The following is a 15,967-nucleotide window of genomic DNA, read 5'->3' as shown; positions in this document are numbered from 1 at the left end:
TGGGTCTCACATCAAGACGATGCGCCCAGTAGCACATTGTTACGAACAGACAAGTTTAACCGTTGGCTACTCGCTGACAAGCGCAGTTGTCTCTCGTGGGCTCTTCAAGGAATGCACATCGAGCTCTTCACCCCACCAGGACAACGACGGCTCGGGCAAGCCCTGCGACTCCAGGCAACATGCACAGGTGCATCAGGCACAGCTCCGGTGCCACGTCCTTCGAGCGGACGCAGCCTTCACCGAACAGCTTGACGTTTGGAGTATTTTTCCGCCTGGCTGCGACTGTTCCATGCCCTGTCAGGACGGCAGACGACGCAGCAAACCCATGGTCGCTTCGCTCTGGTTCATGGTGTAGAAATGCAGCGCTGGCGCACCGCCCTTGACCAATTGCTCGCACAAGCGGGACACCACGTCCAGACCAAACACCTTGATAGAGGCCGTGTCGTCCCCGAAGGACTGCAGCCGCAAACGCACGTATCGCGGAATCTCGGCGCCACACGCATCGGAGAAGCGCAGCAATTGCGTGCTGCTGGTGATGGGCATGATGCCTGGCACGATGGGCGCTTCCACGCCGAGCTTGCGCGCTTCATCGACAAAACGGAAGTAGGCGTCGGCGTTGAAGAAGTACTGCGTGATGGCCGAATCGGCACCTGCCTTCATCTTGGTGGCAAAAGCCTTGAGGTCCGACTCGGGAGATTTGGCCTGCGGATGAACTTCAGGGTAGGCCGCCACTTCGATGTGGAAGTCACGACCGGTTTCCTCACGGATGAAGGCCACCAGATCGCTGGCGTACTGAAAATGCCCGCCCATGCCATAACCGCTGGGCAAATCGCCACGCAAGGCCACCAGACGTTTGACGCCCATGGCTTTCAGCTCGGCCAGCTGCTCGCGCACGGTATCGCGCGTGGCACCAATGCAGGAGAAGTGCGACGCGGCTTCCACGCCTTCGCCGATGATCTCCTTGACGGCATCGAAGGTACCCTTCTGGGTGGAACCGCCCGCACCATAGGTGACGGAGCAAAACTCCGGTTTGAGCGTGTACAGCTCCTGGCGATACCCTCGCAGCTTCTCCACCCCGGCTGGCGTCTTGGGTGGGAAGAACTCAAAACTCAATGGAACCGCTGTCATCGGTTTTCCCTCACTCTTTCTTCACTTCATTTTTGATCGCGTGGCTTGGCCGCGCCTGGCCCACACAAAAAATTCCCGGTTGCCATCACCGCCGGTGATGCCGCTCTCGAAATAGTCAATGCATCGCAAGCCATGGTCATCACATGCCTGGCGAATGCGTGCCTCCACCAACGGATAGCTGCTGGCCGACTTCACCAGACCACCTTTGCCAATGTGCTCGGGCCGCAATTCGAATTGCGGCTTGACCAGCATCAGCAGGCTGGCATCTTCGGCCATCAACGGCACCAGCGCGGGCCAGACCAGCGTCTGGGAGATAAAGGACAAGTCTCCCACCACCAGACCGAACGGGCCATCCACTTGCGCCTGGCTCAACTCGCGGGCGTTGCACTTCTCAATGCAGGTAACGCGGGCATCTTGCCGTAGCTTGGGGTGCAACTGGTCTTGCCCCACGTCCACGCCCACCACCGAAGCAGCCCCAGCGTGCAGCAGGCAATCGGTGAAACCACCGGTGCTCTGCCCCACATCCAGACAAGCCAGCCCTTTGACTGACAGGCCGGTGTGATTGAGCGCCGCTTCCAGCTTCAAGCCACCACGAGACACGTAACGCGCCTCGGCAACGTCCTGCAACTCCAGCTCCGCATGGTCAGGCAGCGCTTCACCATTCTTGGAGACCGCCTTCCAGTCGCCACCAGGCAAGCGCCACCGAACCCCCGCACCAATCAGGCGCTGGGCTTGCGAGCGCGAAGCCGCGAGGCCCCGCTCAACGAGCAAATGGTCAACACGCACGGTCGAATGCCACAGACAACTGCGAGGGCGCCGTGGGTCCGGCTCCGCCGGCCCACCAGCGCCGCCCCCTTGAGGGGGTCGCGCGCAGCGCGGCGGGGGTGCTCAATACCGATACGTGTCGGGCTTGTAAGGCCCCTGCTTCGGCACGCCGATATACGCCGCCTGCGCATCCGTCAGCTCCGTCAGCATCGCACCGACCTTGATCAGGTGCAGGCGCGCCACTTTCTCGTCCAGGTGCTTGGGCAGCACATAGACCTTGCCCACGTCGTAGCCATCTGCGTGCGTGAACAGCTCCACCTGCGCAATGGTCTGATTGGCAAAGGAGTTGGACATCACGAAGCTGGGGTGGCCCGTGCCGCAGCCCAGGTTCACCAGGCGACCCTTGGCGAGCAGGATGATGCGCTTGCCATCAGGGAAGATCACGTGATCCACCTGCGGTTTGATCTCTTCCCACTGGCAGTTCTGCTCCAGCTTGGCCACCTGAATTTCGTTGTCGAAGTGACCGATGTTGCAGACGATGGCCTGATCTTTCATGGCGGCCATGTGGTCATAGGTGATGACGTCGCGGTTGCCGGTGGTGGTGACGAAAATGTCGGCCTTGTCGGCAGCCCATTCCATGGTCACAACCTTGAAGCCTTCCATGGCGGCTTGCAGGGCGTTGATCGGGTCGATCTCGGTGACCCACACCTGGGCGCTCAGTGCACGCAGCGCCTGAGCGGAACCCTTGCCCACATCCCCGTAGCCACAAACCACGGCCACTTTGCCGGCCACCATCACGTCGGTGGCGCGCTTGATGCCGTCCACCAGCGACTCACGGCAGCCGTACAGGTTGTCGAACTTGCTCTTGGTGACCGAGTCATTGACGTTGATGGCGCGGAACAGCAAAGTGCCCTTGGCGGACATTTCGTTGAGGCGGTGAACACCAGTGGTGGTTTCTTCGGTCACACCAATGATCTCGGCGCTCTTGCGGCTGTACCAGGTGCTGTCTTCTGCCAGCTTGGCCTTGATGGCGGCAAACAGAATGGTCTCCTCTTCGCTACCGGGATTGGCCAGCACGGAGGGATCTTTCTCGGCATCCTTGCCCAGGTGCAGCAGCAGCGTCGCATCGCCACCGTCATCCAGAATCATGTTCGGGCCTTCGCCTGCTTCGCCCTTGGCCGCGAATTCAAAAATGCGGTGGGTGTAGTCCCAGTAGTCCTTGAGGGTTTCACCCTTGACAGCGAACACAGGCGTGCCGCTGGCTGCAATGGCAGCAGCAGCGTGGTCTTGTGTTGAGAAGATGTTGCAAGAGGCCCAGCGCACTTCGGCGCCCAGCGCTTGCAGCGTCTCGATCAGCACAGCGGTCTGGATCGTCATGTGCAGCGACCCGGTGATGCGCGCGCCTTTCAGCGGCTGCTTGGCGGCGAATTCTTCGCGAATGGCCATCAGACCGGGCATTTCGGTCTCGGCAATCTTGATTTCCCTGCGGCCCCAGTCGGCCAGGCCGATATCGGCGATCACGCAATCGGCGTTGACGGTGTTTTTCAGCGGTGCATTCATTTGCTCAGCTCCATGAGTCAATCAGACATTCAAACAGACGAACCTGGCCCATCCAGGATGGGTCAAGACCAGTCCACCGACGGCAAAGCGCACCTGAAGCAACAGACCTTGTCACCAGGCAGTGGGCAAACGGGAGGGGGGGAGAGAACCTCAGCCGCTCACCTCACTCGTACAGTGGATGAGCGTCGTTGCGAAGAAAAGGGTCCGAGCCTCACGTTTCGCGGCCTTCCCTGGCGCAACGCCGGGGCGGGGTGGAAACGCTGCAACGCTCCTCGGATAGGACAGATTCTACCCGAGGCATTGCGCCTGACAAGACGGCCAAAGTTTCAAATTGCCGGCAAAAGATCAGTCAAACGTGGTCATCGGCCAGCGCCAGACGCACACCGAGCCCGGCAAATGCGGCCGCAAAGCTGCGGCGCAACCAATTCTGGACACGCTCAGAGGCAACGACATGCTGGCGAAACAGATCTGCCAGGAGCGCATACACCACGAACACCACCAGGGTCATGAGCATGAACACGCCACTGAGCGTGACGAGAGGCAACAGTGGAGCGGCCAGATCCGTCGGCACAAACTGGGGCAAGAAAGCCAGAAAGAAGACCGACAGTTTGGGGTTGAGCACGTTGATCAAGGCGCCTCGTGTGGCCACAGAGCGTGCGTCCACTGAGGACGCTGCCGCATCTGCGTTCAGCACAAACCCGGAGCGGTCGCGCCAGGTGCCCCACGCCATGTAGAGAAGATATGCCGCGCCCGCATATTTGAGCAACTGGAACGCCAGAGCACTGGTGTGGAGCAAGGCAGCCAGGCCCAGCACGGTGGCCAACAGGTGCGGAACGATACCCAAGGTACAACCCACCGCCGCCCAGAAACCACCGGAGCGTCCGCTCATCAGCGCCTGCGAGACGGTGTAAATGACACCGGTTCCCGGGATCAGGACCACGACCAAGGACGTCAGCAGAAATTCGAGGGACAGCATGAGTCAGCTCCAGACAAAGTGCGTTACCTGCCATTATGAACAACACAGCGCGCCACCCGGTCGCCAGACCTGTGCGACACTGCCGCGATTCTCTGCCCGCAGATCACTTCAGGTAATCAGGTTGCAGACCGCAATCGAGCGCTGCCATGACATGGGCCGGGGTGAAATCCTCTTCAAAGCGCCAGGCGACGACCTGCAGTTCTGGCCAGGTCAGCTCGACTGCCAGCATTTCCGCGACGCCAGACCGTTGCCATGGAAACGACGTCAGGATCATTTCCGGCCCGCGGCCACAGTTGCGGATGCCACTCAGAATTTCTCGATCGCCGATTCTGTGATTGGTAAGGCCACGTGCGCCCGCGATCGGTACGAGCTTGTCTCCGCGCAATTCGACAACACGCAAACTGCCTGTCAAATGCGGAGTCTCGACATAGGCAATTTCTGCCTTGCCGTCGCTGGTGAAATCAGCCGCTCCAATTGGCGCCAGCCAGCGATTGGGCCGGCCGAGAAAGGGGGTCGCAGCGATCAGCCCTTCCTCGCCGTACACGGCAAGGCGCGCGCCCGCGTCATTGCTGCTCTCGACCACGATCACCTCGGGCCGGCTGTCGCCGTTCAGATCGGCGAGTCGCGGCGCCGTGTCTTCGAAAACCCGCGTTTCAGGCAAGACGATCCTCAACCTCTTTCCATCGCGAAGCGAGAGTTGCAGAGTGCCCCATTCGATCGCGTCGCCCAGAATGCCATGGCGGTATCGCGCCGTCGGATCGGCGTATTCGGCGCTCACGATCTCGGCCCTCAGCGGGCAAGCCGCGAACAGCGCCAGAAGCGCAACGGAAAAGCCCCGCATCAGATCGGCTTTTCCGACGCCTGCGCGGCAAGCACGCACCGTGCATTCACAAGCTCTATCTGCCTGGTCAGGCGCGAGGCGTGCGGTCAGGTTTTGCAAGCCATTTCGAGCAAGGCAATGTCTTATGGCCTTTTCGGCGGGGATCAGTACCAGCAGAGAACTGATGCGGAACAAGGCCCCCCGCCCCAGGAACGGCATCAGCAGGAATTCGAGGGACAGCATGTGTCAGCTCCAGACAAAGTACGTTGCCGGCCATTATGAACAACACAGCGCGCCACCCGGTCGCCCGCCCTGTGCGACACTGCCGCGATGACACCTTCGCCCAACGCCCCCATTCCCCTGGCCGATTGGCCGCTGGTGTCTCGCCAGCAGGTGGCAGGCATCCTGACCGACATCGACGACACCTTGACCAAAGACGGGAAGCTGATGGCTTCGGCACGCGCGGCATTGACCCGGTGCGAACAAGAGGGTCTGCCCGTCGTCGCTGTCACCGGAAGACCAGCGGGCTGGAGTGAGGCGTTTGCGCTGAGCTGGCCAGTGCGGGCCATCGTGGCAGAAAACGGGGCTGTCATGTTGTGGCGCCGCGCAGACGGCGGGCTGGGCAAAGACTGGATTCAGCCAGAGACCGAGCGCGCCGAGAACGCTGCGCGGCTGGCAGAAGCGGCGTACACCGTGCTGCGCGAGTTCCCGATGGCCAGGCTGGCCGGGGACAGTGCCGGCAGAGAGACTGACATTGCGATTGACCACAGCGAGCATCACCATCTCGGCGCGTCCGAAGTCGACGCCATCGGTGCACGATTGACCGAGCTGGGGTTCCGGGTCACGGTCAGTTCCATTCACATCAACGCATGGCTGGGCGAGCACGACAAATGGAGCGGCGCCCGATGGGCCTTGAAGGAGCGACTTCAGGTCGATCTGGTGCAAAGCGTGGATCGCTGGATCTACGTGGGTGACTCCGCCAATGACCAGGTGATGTTCGCCAGGATGGCACTGTCCGTGGGTGTCCGGAACATCGAGCCCGTGCTCACGCAGCTGGCGACGCCGCCACGTTACATCACGGCAGGCATGAGGGGCGACGGCTTTTCCGAGGTAGTCGATGCCGTGCTGTCGCATGGTGGATAAGGCTGCTGGCACTGGCGCCGTAGCATCGAAGGCCAGAGACAAGTCTCGCGCACGCGAGGCCAAACAAGAGCGACAGAAAAGAGAGACCCGATGGACAGTATCAATACGCCCGCCGGCGCCGCCAAGGCATTGGCGCAGATCACCCAGCACTTGCGCGAGCGCGCCGGCCTTAGCCGAAAGGCCATCGACATGCCGGACGGCACCCGGTATGTGTATCTGGAGGGCGGTGAAGGTGAGCCCTTGTTCCTCTTGCACGGCTTCGGCGCCAACAAAGACCATTTCGTCCGCGTGGCAGAAGGCCTGACCGGACGTTACCGTGTCATTCTCCCGGACCACATCGGTTTTGGCGAATCCACCGCCGACGCCGGACTGGCGCACGACGCGTGGACGCAGGCGGGGCGTCTGGCAGGGCTGGCCAATGCGCTCGGGTTGCAGCAATACCATGTGGGTGGCAGCTCGATGGGTGGGCACATTGCCATGATGTGGGCGGCAGCGCAGCCCGAAGCCGTTCTCAGTCTTTGGCTGCTCAATCCGGGCGGCGTCTGGTCCGGCCCCAAGTCCGAGATGCGTCAGCGCATCGAGGCCACGGGCAAGGTGGTGCTGATCGCACGCACGCCTGCCGAATACAAGGCGCTGCTCGATGCCGTGGTGTTCAAGCCGGCACACGTTCCCGAGGCCATGATCGAAGCCATGGCTGCTCCGCGCATTGCCAGCGCCGACCTGGAGACCCAGATCTTCTTTGAACTGGGCAAAGAAGGCGTGGAAGCCCGGGTAAACGGCCTGAAGACTCCAACACTTGTCGTATGGGGACGGGAAGACCGCATCATCCATCATGGCTGCGGAGACATCCTCACCCGCCTCATGCCCAACGCCCAGCTCATCCTGATCGATGAGATCGGCCATGTGCCTGCGCTCGAATGCCCTGAGAGGGTGGTCGAGGACTACATCCGCTTCAGAAGCGACATGCCCGCCTGACGCTGGCCGGCACCATGGCGGCCGGGGCCGAACATGGCCGCCCGTGCTGCACCATTGCGTGCACAATGCCCGCTATGCAGCCACCCGTCGCCCAGCACCACAAGAACATCCGGACTCCGCATGCGACGCGAGGCCTGGCGGCTTTGTTCGCCTCCACGTTCTTCACCCTGATGGCGTACTTCATGGTGCAGCCATGGCTGTTGCTGCAGATTGAAGAGAGAGGCCATTCCACTGCCTTTGGTGGATGGTTTGCCGCTTGTGGCTGGCTGGGGATCATGGTGGTCACGCCTTTCGCCTCAGCAGTGACCCAGCGATGGGGACAGCGACTGACGCTGACCGCGTCCACTGTGATGACTGTCGTGAACACCGCCTGCTATTTGTTCATTGATCAGCCTGCCGTCTGGTTTGCCGTGATTTTCTGTGAAGGCGTTGCCGCCGGACTGCGATGGGTTCTGGCCGAAGCCATGGTGGCCGAGATGGCGCCGTCTCATCAGCGCGGCAGGTGGGTCGGGCTGTTTGAAAGCATGGTGGGATTCACCTTTGTTCTCGGGCCCGCCCTCCTGGCGCTGGTGGGGGTTCACAACAGGCTGGCGCTGTGGGTTGTCCTGGCCCTGGCATTGCTGGGCCTGCTGTCCAACCTGGCCATCCCTCCCATCGCTGCACTGCCGGGCACCGAGGAGCGGCAGGTGGGCTGGCGAGGCATGTGGCAGGCGCTGCGCCTGCATCCTGTGGTCATGGCCATCGGCTTTGTGGGTGGGTTCTTCGAGAACGGCCTGGCTTCCTTGTTACCGCTCTACGGCGTCGCGCTGGGTCTGGGCGCCACGGCGGCAGCGCTGCTGGTTTCTGCCAGCGGATTGGGAAGCACCGTCATGATGATGCCAGCTGGCATGCTCGCCGATCACATGGGTCAGCGGCCCAATCGCTTGTGGGATGACCCAGGCAGTGCCCGCCACTGGCTGATGCGGGCTTGTGCATTGCTGACGCTGGGCGCGACGCTGGCCATCCCCTGGGTGGGACAATGGGCAGGTTTGCTCGCAGGCGTGGCATTTGTCTGGGGTGCTGCAGGCGGCAGCCTGTACACCCTGGCCATGGTAGACATCGGGTCACGTGAGACTGGCGTCACCCTGGTGAGCAGCACTGCCGTTTTGGTGTTCGCGTACACCCTGGGAGGGATGCTTGCGCCTGCGCTTGGCGGCATGGCATTGACCGCGCAGAACGGCTGGGTCTTCACGGCATTGCTCACCACTGTGGCAGTGCTGGGTACGGTGCTGCTGTTTCTCAGTCCGGCGCGATCGTCGCAACCCTGACCTCCTCAGCCGACATCTTCGCCAGGAGAGCGATCAGCGAATTCTCAGCACGACCAGTGTCTGGTTCAGAAGCTGATACCCGATCTCGCCAAAGGTCACCGGGCCGCAGAGTTTGCCGATATTTCGCCCTTCAAGCTCACCGAACAGGAAATTGAGGATGCAGTTGCAGGAGAAGCTGACGCCGCCGGTATCAAAGTTCTCCAGGCGTTGGCGAAAGGTCTCGCAATAGTCGCTCACCGGCCTGGCAAATCGGTAGTCCACTCCGGTGAATACGGGGGCAAACAGGTCCACGCGTTGATCCTGCGCATTGACTGACTGAATGGAGACGTTGATGCGTGCACCGCCGAAATCGCCCACCAATGGCAGTTTTCCATCGTCCAGTCCGTGCTCGGCAAGATATTGTGCAAAGTTCCTGCGCTCGCCGTTGATCAGACAATCGCCCACCTGGAATGAGGTGCTGTCGAAAGTGAGGATATCGCCGTCTCCCGGCTCAAAGATGTTCACGATCTCGACCGAGGCCAGCTGTTCCGGCGGCAAAGTGACGTGAACCACCATGATCCCGTCTGCGTGCGCCTCGACCGTTCTGCCATCGAACACCTTGGGAGACCGCTGGCCGATCTCGGACAGGTGGACGCCGGACACCCAACCCACGGTAGGCTTGAGCAGCGCGTCGGCTTCATTCATGGCGTTTTCTGCAAACCCTTGGTGCGCCTTGCTGCCGGCAGGAACAATGGCAATGCTGAAGCCGTTGTCCGGCCCGTTGGCGACCAGCTTGTCCAGCTCGCCCGCGCCGTAGTGTGCAATCCTTGTGCCTGCTGAAGCGGGCAACTCTGTCACAAACACCATCCCCTCTGTCCGGACCACACCACCGGCTTCATCCATGAAGTAGGGAATGGTTCCCCCCACCCATTGGCCTGGTGGCAATGAAGCCAGAACATCTTCGGGCGCTGCCAAAGAGAGAAACTTGCCCGCCGCGATCTGCTTGGCGGCTTCTTGGGTTGAAATCAGTCGGTTCATGAAGCTCCCCTTAGATACTGGTCAGCTGCGCGATCTCGGCGTCGAGCATCCGTTCCCATTTGGCGAAAAAGGCCTTGATGTCCTCAGCCTTTTTGAATTCGGGGTCGAGACTGCGCTCGATTCGCTTCACCAGGAGTTGCAACGCCAGGTTGTCTGTCTTGATGATGGCCAACCCTCCATTGGCGCCCTTGAGCCAGCAGGGGTGGTCTGAAGGAGGCAATGCCATGGCAGCTCCTGTAAGAAATAAGGAGAAAAACTGGTGGCGACAAAACACCATGTCCTTTCAAGTTCGTCCGGCGGCGGCGAAACTTGAGTCAGGGGGTGTACGGACTGGTGAGCGCTGGCCCCTGCTTCGGCCTTGCTGCCGTCTCAGGCAGGGTTGTTGCCTGGGCTGACCTGCACCGTGTTTGGCGCCTGGGGAGAAAGCACCGGGACAGGCGCTGCAGCGCGTGCAGCGCCACCGTCGAGCAGGCGGTCTGTCAGTCCCCCGCCGACCCACATGCCGCCAAGCGTGACCCATGCCGTGAGGGCAAAGACGGCACCTCCGGTCATGCCGGCGCCTACCGCGCATCCGCCTGCGAGCATGGAGCCAAAACCCATGAACATGGCCCCCAGAATGTACCTGGGCATCGAGTAGCCTGGCCCGAACCCTTCGAGCTTCCAGTCCCGACCGACCAGCGCCCCCACCAGTGAGCCGATGAAAACGCCCGGCATCAGCCCCAGGCCAAAGGTCCAGGGTTCTTCCGGCTCGCTCAGGACACGCATCAGCCACTCGGACGACGGACCTGAGAACGTCAGCCCCTGAATCTGGATGGGTTCGAAGGAGTGACTCATGACCTGGTAGGTGATCCACCAGGCCAGTGCAACCATCAGCCCTGTGCCCAGTCCTCCGACCCACTTCCAGAAGCTCCAGCCGCTGTAATAGGCAAAGAAGAGCGCCGTGACCAGCCACACTGCGCCAAACACGAGTCCGTCCATGGGACCGGCACCCAGGTGAGACAAGAGGTTTCTGGCCGGGCCACCATCGACAAGCCACCAGCTGGAGATTTCCAGGCGCAAAGGCGCCAGCGCGCCGGCCAGCGAAGCCTGCGCCGTCACCGCAAACACCAGGCCCGAGAGAAGTGCCCTGAGGTTTCCGTTGGCCGAGAGCACCAGCAAGCGGCTGGCGCAACCTCGCGTCATGACCATTCCGACACCAAAAACGAGCCCCCCGACGAGGGCGCCAGAGAGACTGCCAGTGGCCGATATCTGACGCGCGGTGGAGATGTTCAGCCCGCCACTGACGATGAGCCATTGCACAACCACGACCGCGGCTGAGAACGCCAGCAGCCACACCGCCAGCTTTTCGCCAAATCGACCGTGCCAGAACTCGATGACCGCAGCGCGCAGACAGAAACGCGACCGCTGCGCAAAGAAGCCGAAACCCAAACCGGCCACCAGACCACCCAAGGCCATGACGGTTGGCTCGCCCCATTGCTCGATCCAGTTCGACCAGTTCATTTTCTATAGCATCGGAATATCAGAATGGATCAATATTAAAAACCTGGCGCCAAGTGTCCTTGATCTGGCGCAAACCCTGATCGGGCTTCAGGCAGAGTAAGGTATTGCATGAGCCCGCGTTGTGGCAAATAGCAGGAGAGAAGCATGGCCATTCCCTGGCTGACAGCCCTGAAGGTGGTGCCCTGGGGCGATGTGATTGAGCATGCGCCCAAGGTGCTGGGCGCTGCGCGACAGTTGCTCGAACGCCAGAAGGAACGGCAACGAAAAAAGCTGGAAGACGGCGAGACCCCTTTGCCTGCCAGTGGCGCAGACGACGACCAAACCGGACCGGCTGATCCTGTGGAAGAACTGCGCCTCACGCTTGAAGCGCAGGCGGCCGAGATTGACCGCCTCCGCCAGACCCAGATGGCCTTGACTGACACACTCGCCGAGCTGGCTGAGCAGCATGCGCGGCTCGTCACCACGGCTGAGGCGCTCCGCATCAGGTCGCGTACCTTGGGCTGGTGCCTCGTCGCACTCGCCCTCGGCTTTGTTGCCGGTGGTATCTGGCTGCTGAGCCGCTGAAGCAGCCCGCCCTTCCCCTCTTCACTCTCTTGTGCCCGTTCTCGTATGGAACTGCGACCAGATACTGTCACCGATCCGGTCGTCAAGGCCTTTCTCCAGGAGCATCTGGACGACATGTATGGCAACTCGCCTGCCTGCAGTGTTCATGCGCTCAAGCCAGAACAGTTGCTGGCGCCTGGCGTCAGCTTCTGGACGGCATGGGATGCCGGTTCGCTGGTCGGGTGCGTGGCCCTCAAGACACTCAGCCCTGTGCATGGCGAGATCAAGACCATGCGCACCTTAGAAAAGCTCCGCGGGCAAGGCATCGGAGCCCGTTTGCTGGCCCATGTCGTGCAAGAAGCAGGTTCCCGCGGCATGACACAGTTGAGCCTGGAGACCGGATCACAGGATTTTTTTGCGCCAGCCCGACGCTTGTACGAAAAGCAGGGCTTTCAGCACTGCCCACCCTTCGCCGATTACACGCTTGACGCCAACAGCGTCTTTATGACCCTCAAAATCGCCAATCGTCACCCCCAGATTGGGGATGAATCACGCGGGCTGAGCAGTACCCCATGGCACCGTTTTTCCCGCCAAAATGGCGACGATCCACAGGGGCAAGACAAAAATCTACACCGTTACCAGCTGACGACGCAAGGCTTCGGTTCAGGCCTGCGCGATCGCCCTCCCCATGTGGTCCTGCTTGAAAGACTGTCACACATGGAGGGAGTATGCGGATCCGAGAAGGCGGACTCATGCATCGGAGCGTCAAGGCGCTACTGATGGAACACGCAAAAGAAATGGCGGCTCTGGGCTCAGCGGTGCAAGAACACGCACTGTCGCTGGACGACTTCGCCACCAAGGGGCATCACCTATGGGTCGTGTGGGATGGCAACCAGCCCATAGGCTGTGCTGCGCTATGCGAGATATCTCCCACGCACATCGAACTCAAAAGTCTGCGGACAAGAAAAGCCTACCGGCGCAAAGGCGTGGCAAGCCAGCTGCTGCAATTCCTGTTTCAGAAAGCCTTGCTGCTGGGCTATGACCGCATGAGCCTGTCCACAGGCACCCATGAGTATTTCGATGCCGCCAGGGAGCTCTACATCCAGCACGGCTTTGCCTTCTGCCTTCCCTGGGAAGGCCAGAACAAGACCGAGCAAGTCGAGTTCATGACGCGCGAGATCTAGTCTCTTTCGGTTGCGGATTGCGCGGGGATGGCTTCGATGGCCGCATCGCACCCGCTGCCTGCCGATATCCAGCGCATGGCCAGCCGCCGGAGCACTGGGGATGCCCATTTCCAGCGTACGCCCAGGACAGCGTCGGGATCGGTCACCATTCCACACCGGTACAGCGATTGTGATTCGTCCCAACGCAAGGCTTTGCACGCCCCTGACCGCTTCCTGGAGACCAGTTGCCCCAGAGGGCATGGCTCCAGAATGCAGCACACGCCGCAGCCGTTGCAGCCATCCCCCAGCGCCGGCTTGAGCGGCGCTTCCGGGTGAATGTGAATCAGGCGAGGCGTTTGGGCCATGGCCCAGTGTCGCCGATTTCTGCTCCGCTTGCCCGCCCATCTTGCCGGTGCTGCGCCAGGCCGCAATGTGGCAGCCTGGCGCAGCATCTTTCGTCATTCGAACGGGTTGATCAGCTTCATGGGCTTGCGCTTCTCGGGCCAGCATGGAAGCCTCGCACTGTTGGGGTCGTATTTGCAATCCTGTGCCGCTGCCTGATCTGGCTGAGCACTGGAGCGCATCTGGGGCTTTGGCGCTTTACTCCTGGGCTCGCGCGGTTCATCCGGAGATGCCGGTGGCTTGAGCTGCAGCGTCGCTGGGGCAACCCGTGCAGGTGTAGGCTTCTCTTCCTCCGGGCGCCTGAGGTCTTGCCGTTCGGCAGCCAAAGGACGCGGCACTGCTTGCTGAGGGGGTTCGGGCTTGTTCAGGCCCAGGTCCATCGCAGGCTGGATGCCGCCGTTGACTTTCGGATCCACGCAGGAGACGGCAATGATCTCGAATGGTGTGGTGACAACCGGCGCCTGATTGTTGGTCAAGACGTAGCGCAGTTCAAACCTTTGAGTGGATTGCGAATTGGCACTGCCCGGGAGCCCCTGAAGAGTATGCGATCCGCCGGCCATGCCTGTTGGCGCATTGACCGCGCCCCATGGCTTCAGATCAAACTCATCGAGGTGTTGCCACACGATGAAGGGGCTGAGTTGAACATCATGCTTGGCGAACGAGTGCCCGCCCTGCTTCATGTGTACCAACCCGGTTCCGGTGAAAGCCATTTTGGAATGGATCTTTGCCGTGACCTTCACTTTGGTGGGACACAACAGGCCCCGGTGCATGACCTTGGCTGTCGGCTCCAGCAGGAGCTCAACCGAGGGTTTGACGGAGGTTCGCTTGGGTGGAGCAGGCGGTGCCGTGGTGGCCACGTCACCAGGCGATGCCGCGTTGCACGTCATGTGATATGCCTCCCAGTCAGACGTGAACTCGTGAGATACACCGACCATGCGGATGCTGCCCATCTCGTCCCCCGCCGGATCAAACGGCACGTCGTACCAGTAAGCGTCCATCGCCTTTTTGGTGTGACTGGTTATCACTGACTTGATGTCACTCAGCTTGCCATTGGTGTGCTCAAAGCGGAAACGCACCTCGGTATTGGCCGTGTCGGTTGTCACCACGGTTGACAGGTTCACCTTGCAAGAGCCGCCCAGCGTGGATTGTTTGAGAATGGTCAAATGCGCATTGGTCACGGCTGTTGATCCTTTCAGGTCGCCCGCCGTCGCCACTGAAGGCTTCGGAAGCCCCATGCACACCATCTTGAGCTCCCTTGGGGAGATCGGATCTGCGCCGACGAAGTCGTGGAAAAAGCCTTCGTGCGAACGAACCACCACAGACTTGCCTTGCGGCAATGAATAAATATCGACGATTCGGTCTTCCTTGAGAATATCGCCATCAGGAACGTTCTGCTGGCGCAATGTCTCCGCATGCGCATTGCAAACCTGCGCTGCAAAGCTGTCCAATTCGCTGGCGGAGTACCTCAGAGTCACATCCTTCCAAACGCTGCGGGGCCTCTTGCGCTTTGGTTTGCTGACATAGCTTTCTCCATACACCCCTCCTTCCGTATCAACATGGCCTTCAATGTCGGGTTGGTAGGAGAAGCCGTATCGCTGCAGAACCAAAGCCGTTTTCCAGCTGTTGATGCGGTAGTCATCCGACGCACTGGCTGACGCAAGCGCTGTCAACTCAACACCTGACGCATGTCGCCCTCTGTAGATGCCGACGTAGCCTTGCGGCTCGGAGCGGACGTAGATAGTCCCGCCCACATTGGAAAGCTTCGCGTCCGCGGGATTCGCAGCGTAAACCGGAGCAGCAGGGATGCTCAATGCGACCAGGGCCATGCAAGCGGCCATATGTCTCGATGGAATGTCAGGCAACTTCATTTTTCGTACCTCTCTCACAATGGTTTTGAATCTGCGTCGTGTCTGCTCTGTCCGAACGAAGGCGGCTGCAGATCATCTCCGCCACGCTCCAGGCATCACGGGCCCGACCCGGGTGCCGGTGTGGTGGTCGAAGGTGGTGCGGAGGGTGGCGGCGGCGGCGGTGATGCACGAGGCGGCCTCACCGGCGCCGGCGGTGGCGGTGGTTGCACCGCTACCGGTGGAGGCTCGGGAAGTGGCGGTGGACGCAATACAGGAGCGAACAGGTTGAGGCCTGAGACCGAAACCACGCGCCATTCCTTCTCACCGGCCGGTCCAGCATTCACCAACAGCAGTGCGGTCAGGCCTTTCTCCAGGCTCGGCTTCAGATCCACAGCGCTTTGCGAACGCTTTTCCCAGAGGAAATGAATGGACGCCACATCCGGTCCGCACTGCAGCGACTGATCCGTCCTTCGTACCGACACCCGGATCTGCTGCATTTGCGCCCGGGCAGTGCCATCGAGAATTCGGCCCAGACCAGGCGTTCTCGGGTCAATCCTTCTCTGCAAGGTAGCCAGGTCGCCTCGCTCATAGGCCCTCAACAACTCATCGGCCACTTCGTAGATTTCACTGCCAGGCAGACAGGCATTGGTCGTCTGCACTGGCGGCGTGGTCAATGGCGATGGAGCGATGCCCTCTTGCGCCCAACCTGTGGGCGCGCTGGCCAGCACCAGTGCGCCAAAGCCGACCATGCGCGGCAGACGCTTCGAGCGTTTCACGGATTGCGATGTCATGGCATATCTCTTCTGTGATTGGAGGGATGT

At 61.0% G+C, this 15,967-nt stretch carries 17 protein-coding genes and 1 riboswitch; of the genes, 6 read left to right on the top strand and 11 right to left on the bottom strand.

Annotated features, from left to right (window positions below; genetic code table 11):
• Positions 1-297: 297 nt before the first annotated feature.
• The 5 genes from metF to ABWV89_RS14620 all read right to left on the bottom strand — a co-directional run bounded on the left by metF (position 298) and on the right by ABWV89_RS14620 (position 5,492).
• Entirely contained in the window at positions 298-1,128 is an 831-nt protein-coding gene (gene metF, locus ABWV89_RS14640) for a methylenetetrahydrofolate reductase [NAD(P)H] (protein ID WP_353398246.1), read from the bottom strand.
• Between the two features lie 21 nt (positions 1,129-1,149).
• Positions 1,150-1,914 carry a TlyA family RNA methyltransferase gene (locus ABWV89_RS14635; protein WP_353398244.1) on the bottom strand — a complete coding sequence of 255 codons (765 nt, stop codon included), beginning with the start codon at positions 1,912-1,914 and terminating at the stop codon, positions 1,150-1,152.
• Between the two features lie 102 nt (positions 1,915-2,016).
• Positions 2,017-3,453, bottom strand: coding sequence for an adenosylhomocysteinase (gene ahcY, locus ABWV89_RS14630; RefSeq protein ID WP_353398241.1), 1,437 nt, complete (start codon positions 3,451-3,453; stop codon positions 2,017-2,019).
• A gap of 173 nt (positions 3,454-3,626) precedes the next feature.
• Positions 3,627-3,733: riboswitch (S-adenosyl-L-homocysteine riboswitch) on the bottom strand.
• 69 nt (positions 3,734-3,802) lie between these two features.
• Positions 3,803-4,429 (bottom strand): LysE family translocator, encoded by a 627-nt coding sequence (locus ABWV89_RS14625; RefSeq protein ID WP_353398238.1) that lies wholly within the window; start codon positions 4,427-4,429, stop codon positions 3,803-3,805.
• 103 nt (positions 4,430-4,532) lie between these two features.
• Complete coding sequence (locus ABWV89_RS14620) at positions 4,533-5,492, bottom strand: FG-GAP repeat domain-containing protein (RefSeq protein ID WP_353398235.1); 960 nt, start codon at positions 5,490-5,492, stop codon at positions 4,533-4,535.
• Positions 5,493-5,579: 87 nt separating this feature from the next.
• On the opposite strand from ABWV89_RS14620, the gene ABWV89_RS14615 reads away from it, so the two are divergent.
• The 3 genes from ABWV89_RS14615 (at position 5,580) to ABWV89_RS14605 (ending at position 8,674) form a co-directional block, all read left to right on the top strand.
• Positions 5,580-6,392 (top strand): HAD-IIB family hydrolase, encoded by an 813-nt coding sequence (locus tag ABWV89_RS14615; RefSeq protein ID WP_353398232.1) that lies wholly within the window; start codon positions 5,580-5,582, stop codon positions 6,390-6,392.
• A gap of 90 nt (positions 6,393-6,482) precedes the next feature.
• A complete protein-coding gene (locus ABWV89_RS14610; RefSeq protein WP_353398229.1) occupies positions 6,483-7,367 on the top strand; it encodes an alpha/beta fold hydrolase in 885 nt (294 codons plus the stop codon).
• Between the two features lie 74 nt (positions 7,368-7,441).
• Positions 7,442-8,674, top strand: a complete 1,233-nt coding sequence (locus ABWV89_RS14605; RefSeq protein ID WP_353398227.1) for an MFS transporter — start codon at positions 7,442-7,444, stop codon at positions 8,672-8,674.
• Between the two features lie 33 nt (positions 8,675-8,707).
• On the opposite strand, the gene ABWV89_RS14600 is transcribed toward ABWV89_RS14605, so the two are convergent.
• From ABWV89_RS14600 to ABWV89_RS14590, 3 genes are all read right to left on the bottom strand, one after another.
• Entirely contained in the window at positions 8,708-9,691 is a 984-nt protein-coding gene (locus ABWV89_RS14600; RefSeq protein WP_353398224.1) for a DUF6976 family protein, read from the bottom strand.
• Between the two features lie 10 nt (positions 9,692-9,701).
• Positions 9,702-9,917 carry a hypothetical protein gene (locus ABWV89_RS14595; RefSeq protein ID WP_353398221.1) on the bottom strand — a complete coding sequence of 72 codons (216 nt, stop codon included), beginning with the start codon at positions 9,915-9,917 and terminating at the stop codon, positions 9,702-9,704.
• A 143-nt stretch (positions 9,918-10,060) separates the two neighbouring features.
• Positions 10,061-11,191 carry a YeeE/YedE family protein gene (locus ABWV89_RS14590; protein WP_353398219.1) on the bottom strand — a complete coding sequence of 377 codons (1,131 nt, stop codon included), beginning with the start codon at positions 11,189-11,191 and terminating at the stop codon, positions 10,061-10,063.
• 144 nt (positions 11,192-11,335) lie between these two features.
• Here ABWV89_RS14590 and ABWV89_RS14585 point away from each other — a divergent pair, with 144 nt between their 5' ends.
• Genes ABWV89_RS14585 through ABWV89_RS14575 form a run of 3 tightly spaced genes read left to right on the top strand, consistent with a single transcriptional unit; the run spans position 11,336 to position 12,918 of the window.
• Entirely contained in the window at positions 11,336-11,755 is a 420-nt protein-coding gene (locus ABWV89_RS14585; RefSeq protein ID WP_353398216.1) for a hypothetical protein, read from the top strand.
• A 45-nt stretch (positions 11,756-11,800) separates the two neighbouring features.
• On the top strand, positions 11,801-12,514 hold the full coding sequence (locus tag ABWV89_RS14580) for a GNAT family N-acetyltransferase (protein WP_353398213.1): 714 nt from the start codon (positions 11,801-11,803) through the stop codon (positions 12,512-12,514).
• Positions 12,514-12,918 carry a GNAT family N-acetyltransferase gene (locus ABWV89_RS14575; RefSeq protein ID WP_353398210.1) on the top strand — a complete coding sequence of 135 codons (405 nt, stop codon included), beginning with the start codon at positions 12,514-12,516 and terminating at the stop codon, positions 12,916-12,918. The genes ABWV89_RS14580 and ABWV89_RS14575 overlap by 1 nt, the downstream gene beginning before the upstream one ends.
• On the opposite strand, the gene ABWV89_RS14570 is transcribed toward ABWV89_RS14575, so the two are convergent.
• The 3 genes from ABWV89_RS14570 to ABWV89_RS14560 form a co-directional block, all read right to left on the bottom strand.
• Positions 12,915-13,262: a hypothetical protein gene (locus tag ABWV89_RS14570; RefSeq protein WP_353398207.1), complete on the bottom strand. Its 348-nt coding sequence runs from the start codon at positions 13,260-13,262 to the stop codon at positions 12,915-12,917. The genes ABWV89_RS14575 and ABWV89_RS14570 overlap by 4 nt on opposite strands.
• A gap of 93 nt (positions 13,263-13,355) precedes the next feature.
• A complete protein-coding gene (locus ABWV89_RS14565) occupies positions 13,356-15,167 on the bottom strand; it encodes a hypothetical protein (RefSeq protein ID WP_353398204.1) in 1,812 nt (603 codons plus the stop codon).
• Between the two features lie 95 nt (positions 15,168-15,262).
• Positions 15,263-15,937 (bottom strand): hypothetical protein, encoded by a 675-nt coding sequence (locus ABWV89_RS14560; RefSeq protein WP_353398202.1) that lies wholly within the window; start codon positions 15,935-15,937, stop codon positions 15,263-15,265.
• Positions 15,938-15,967: the final 30 nt, after the last annotated feature.

Source organism: Hydrogenophaga sp. 5NK40-0174, assembly GCF_040372165.1.
Lineage (GTDB): Bacteria > Pseudomonadota > Gammaproteobacteria > Burkholderiales > Burkholderiaceae_C > Hydrogenophaga.
Note: the sequence above shows the minus strand (reverse complement) of the source record. Positions and strands in the feature narration are given on the sequence as shown.

Bases quoted from the DNA above. Each gene is read 5' to 3' on its own strand.
- ABWV89_RS14625 (WP_353398238.1), bottom strand. From the start codon at position 4,429: ATGCTGTCCCTCGAATTTCTGCTGACGTCCTTGGTCGTGGTCCTGATC.
- ABWV89_RS14600 (WP_353398224.1), bottom strand. From the start codon at position 9,691: ATGAACCGACTGATTTCAACCCAAGAAGCCGCCAAGCAGATCGCGGCG.
- ABWV89_RS14575 (WP_353398210.1), top strand. From the start codon at position 12,514: ATGGAACACGCAAAAGAAATGGCGGCTCTGGGCTCAGCGGTGCAAGAA.
- ABWV89_RS14580 (WP_353398213.1), top strand. From the start codon at position 11,801: ATGGAACTGCGACCAGATACTGTCACCGATCCGGTCGTCAAGGCCTTT.
- ABWV89_RS14585 (WP_353398216.1), top strand. From the start codon at position 11,336: ATGGCCATTCCCTGGCTGACAGCCCTGAAGGTGGTGCCCTGGGGCGAT.
- ABWV89_RS14590 (WP_353398219.1), bottom strand. From the start codon at position 11,191: ATGAACTGGTCGAACTGGATCGAGCAATGGGGCGAGCCAACCGTCATG.
- ABWV89_RS14610 (WP_353398229.1), top strand. From the start codon at position 6,483: ATGGACAGTATCAATACGCCCGCCGGCGCCGCCAAGGCATTGGCGCAG.
- ABWV89_RS14560 (WP_353398202.1), bottom strand. From the start codon at position 15,937: ATGACATCGCAATCCGTGAAACGCTCGAAGCGTCTGCCGCGCATGGTC.
- ABWV89_RS14570 (WP_353398207.1), bottom strand. From the start codon at position 13,262: ATGGCCCAAACGCCTCGCCTGATTCACATTCACCCGGAAGCGCCGCTC.
- ABWV89_RS14595 (WP_353398221.1), bottom strand. From the start codon at position 9,917: ATGGCATTGCCTCCTTCAGACCACCCCTGCTGGCTCAAGGGCGCCAAT.
- ABWV89_RS14620 (WP_353398235.1), bottom strand. From the start codon at position 5,492: ATGCTGTCCCTCGAATTCCTGCTGATGCCGTTCCTGGGGCGGGGGGCC.
- metF (WP_353398246.1), bottom strand. From the start codon at position 1,128: ATGACAGCGGTTCCATTGAGTTTTGAGTTCTTCCCACCCAAGACGCCA.
- ABWV89_RS14565 (WP_353398204.1), bottom strand. From the start codon at position 15,167: ATGAAGTTGCCTGACATTCCATCGAGACATATGGCCGCTTGCATGGCC.
- ahcY (WP_353398241.1), bottom strand. From the start codon at position 3,453: ATGAATGCACCGCTGAAAAACACCGTCAACGCCGATTGCGTGATCGCC.
- ABWV89_RS14605 (WP_353398227.1), top strand. From the start codon at position 7,442: ATGCAGCCACCCGTCGCCCAGCACCACAAGAACATCCGGACTCCGCAT.
- ABWV89_RS14615 (WP_353398232.1), top strand. From the start codon at position 5,580: ATGACACCTTCGCCCAACGCCCCCATTCCCCTGGCCGATTGGCCGCTG.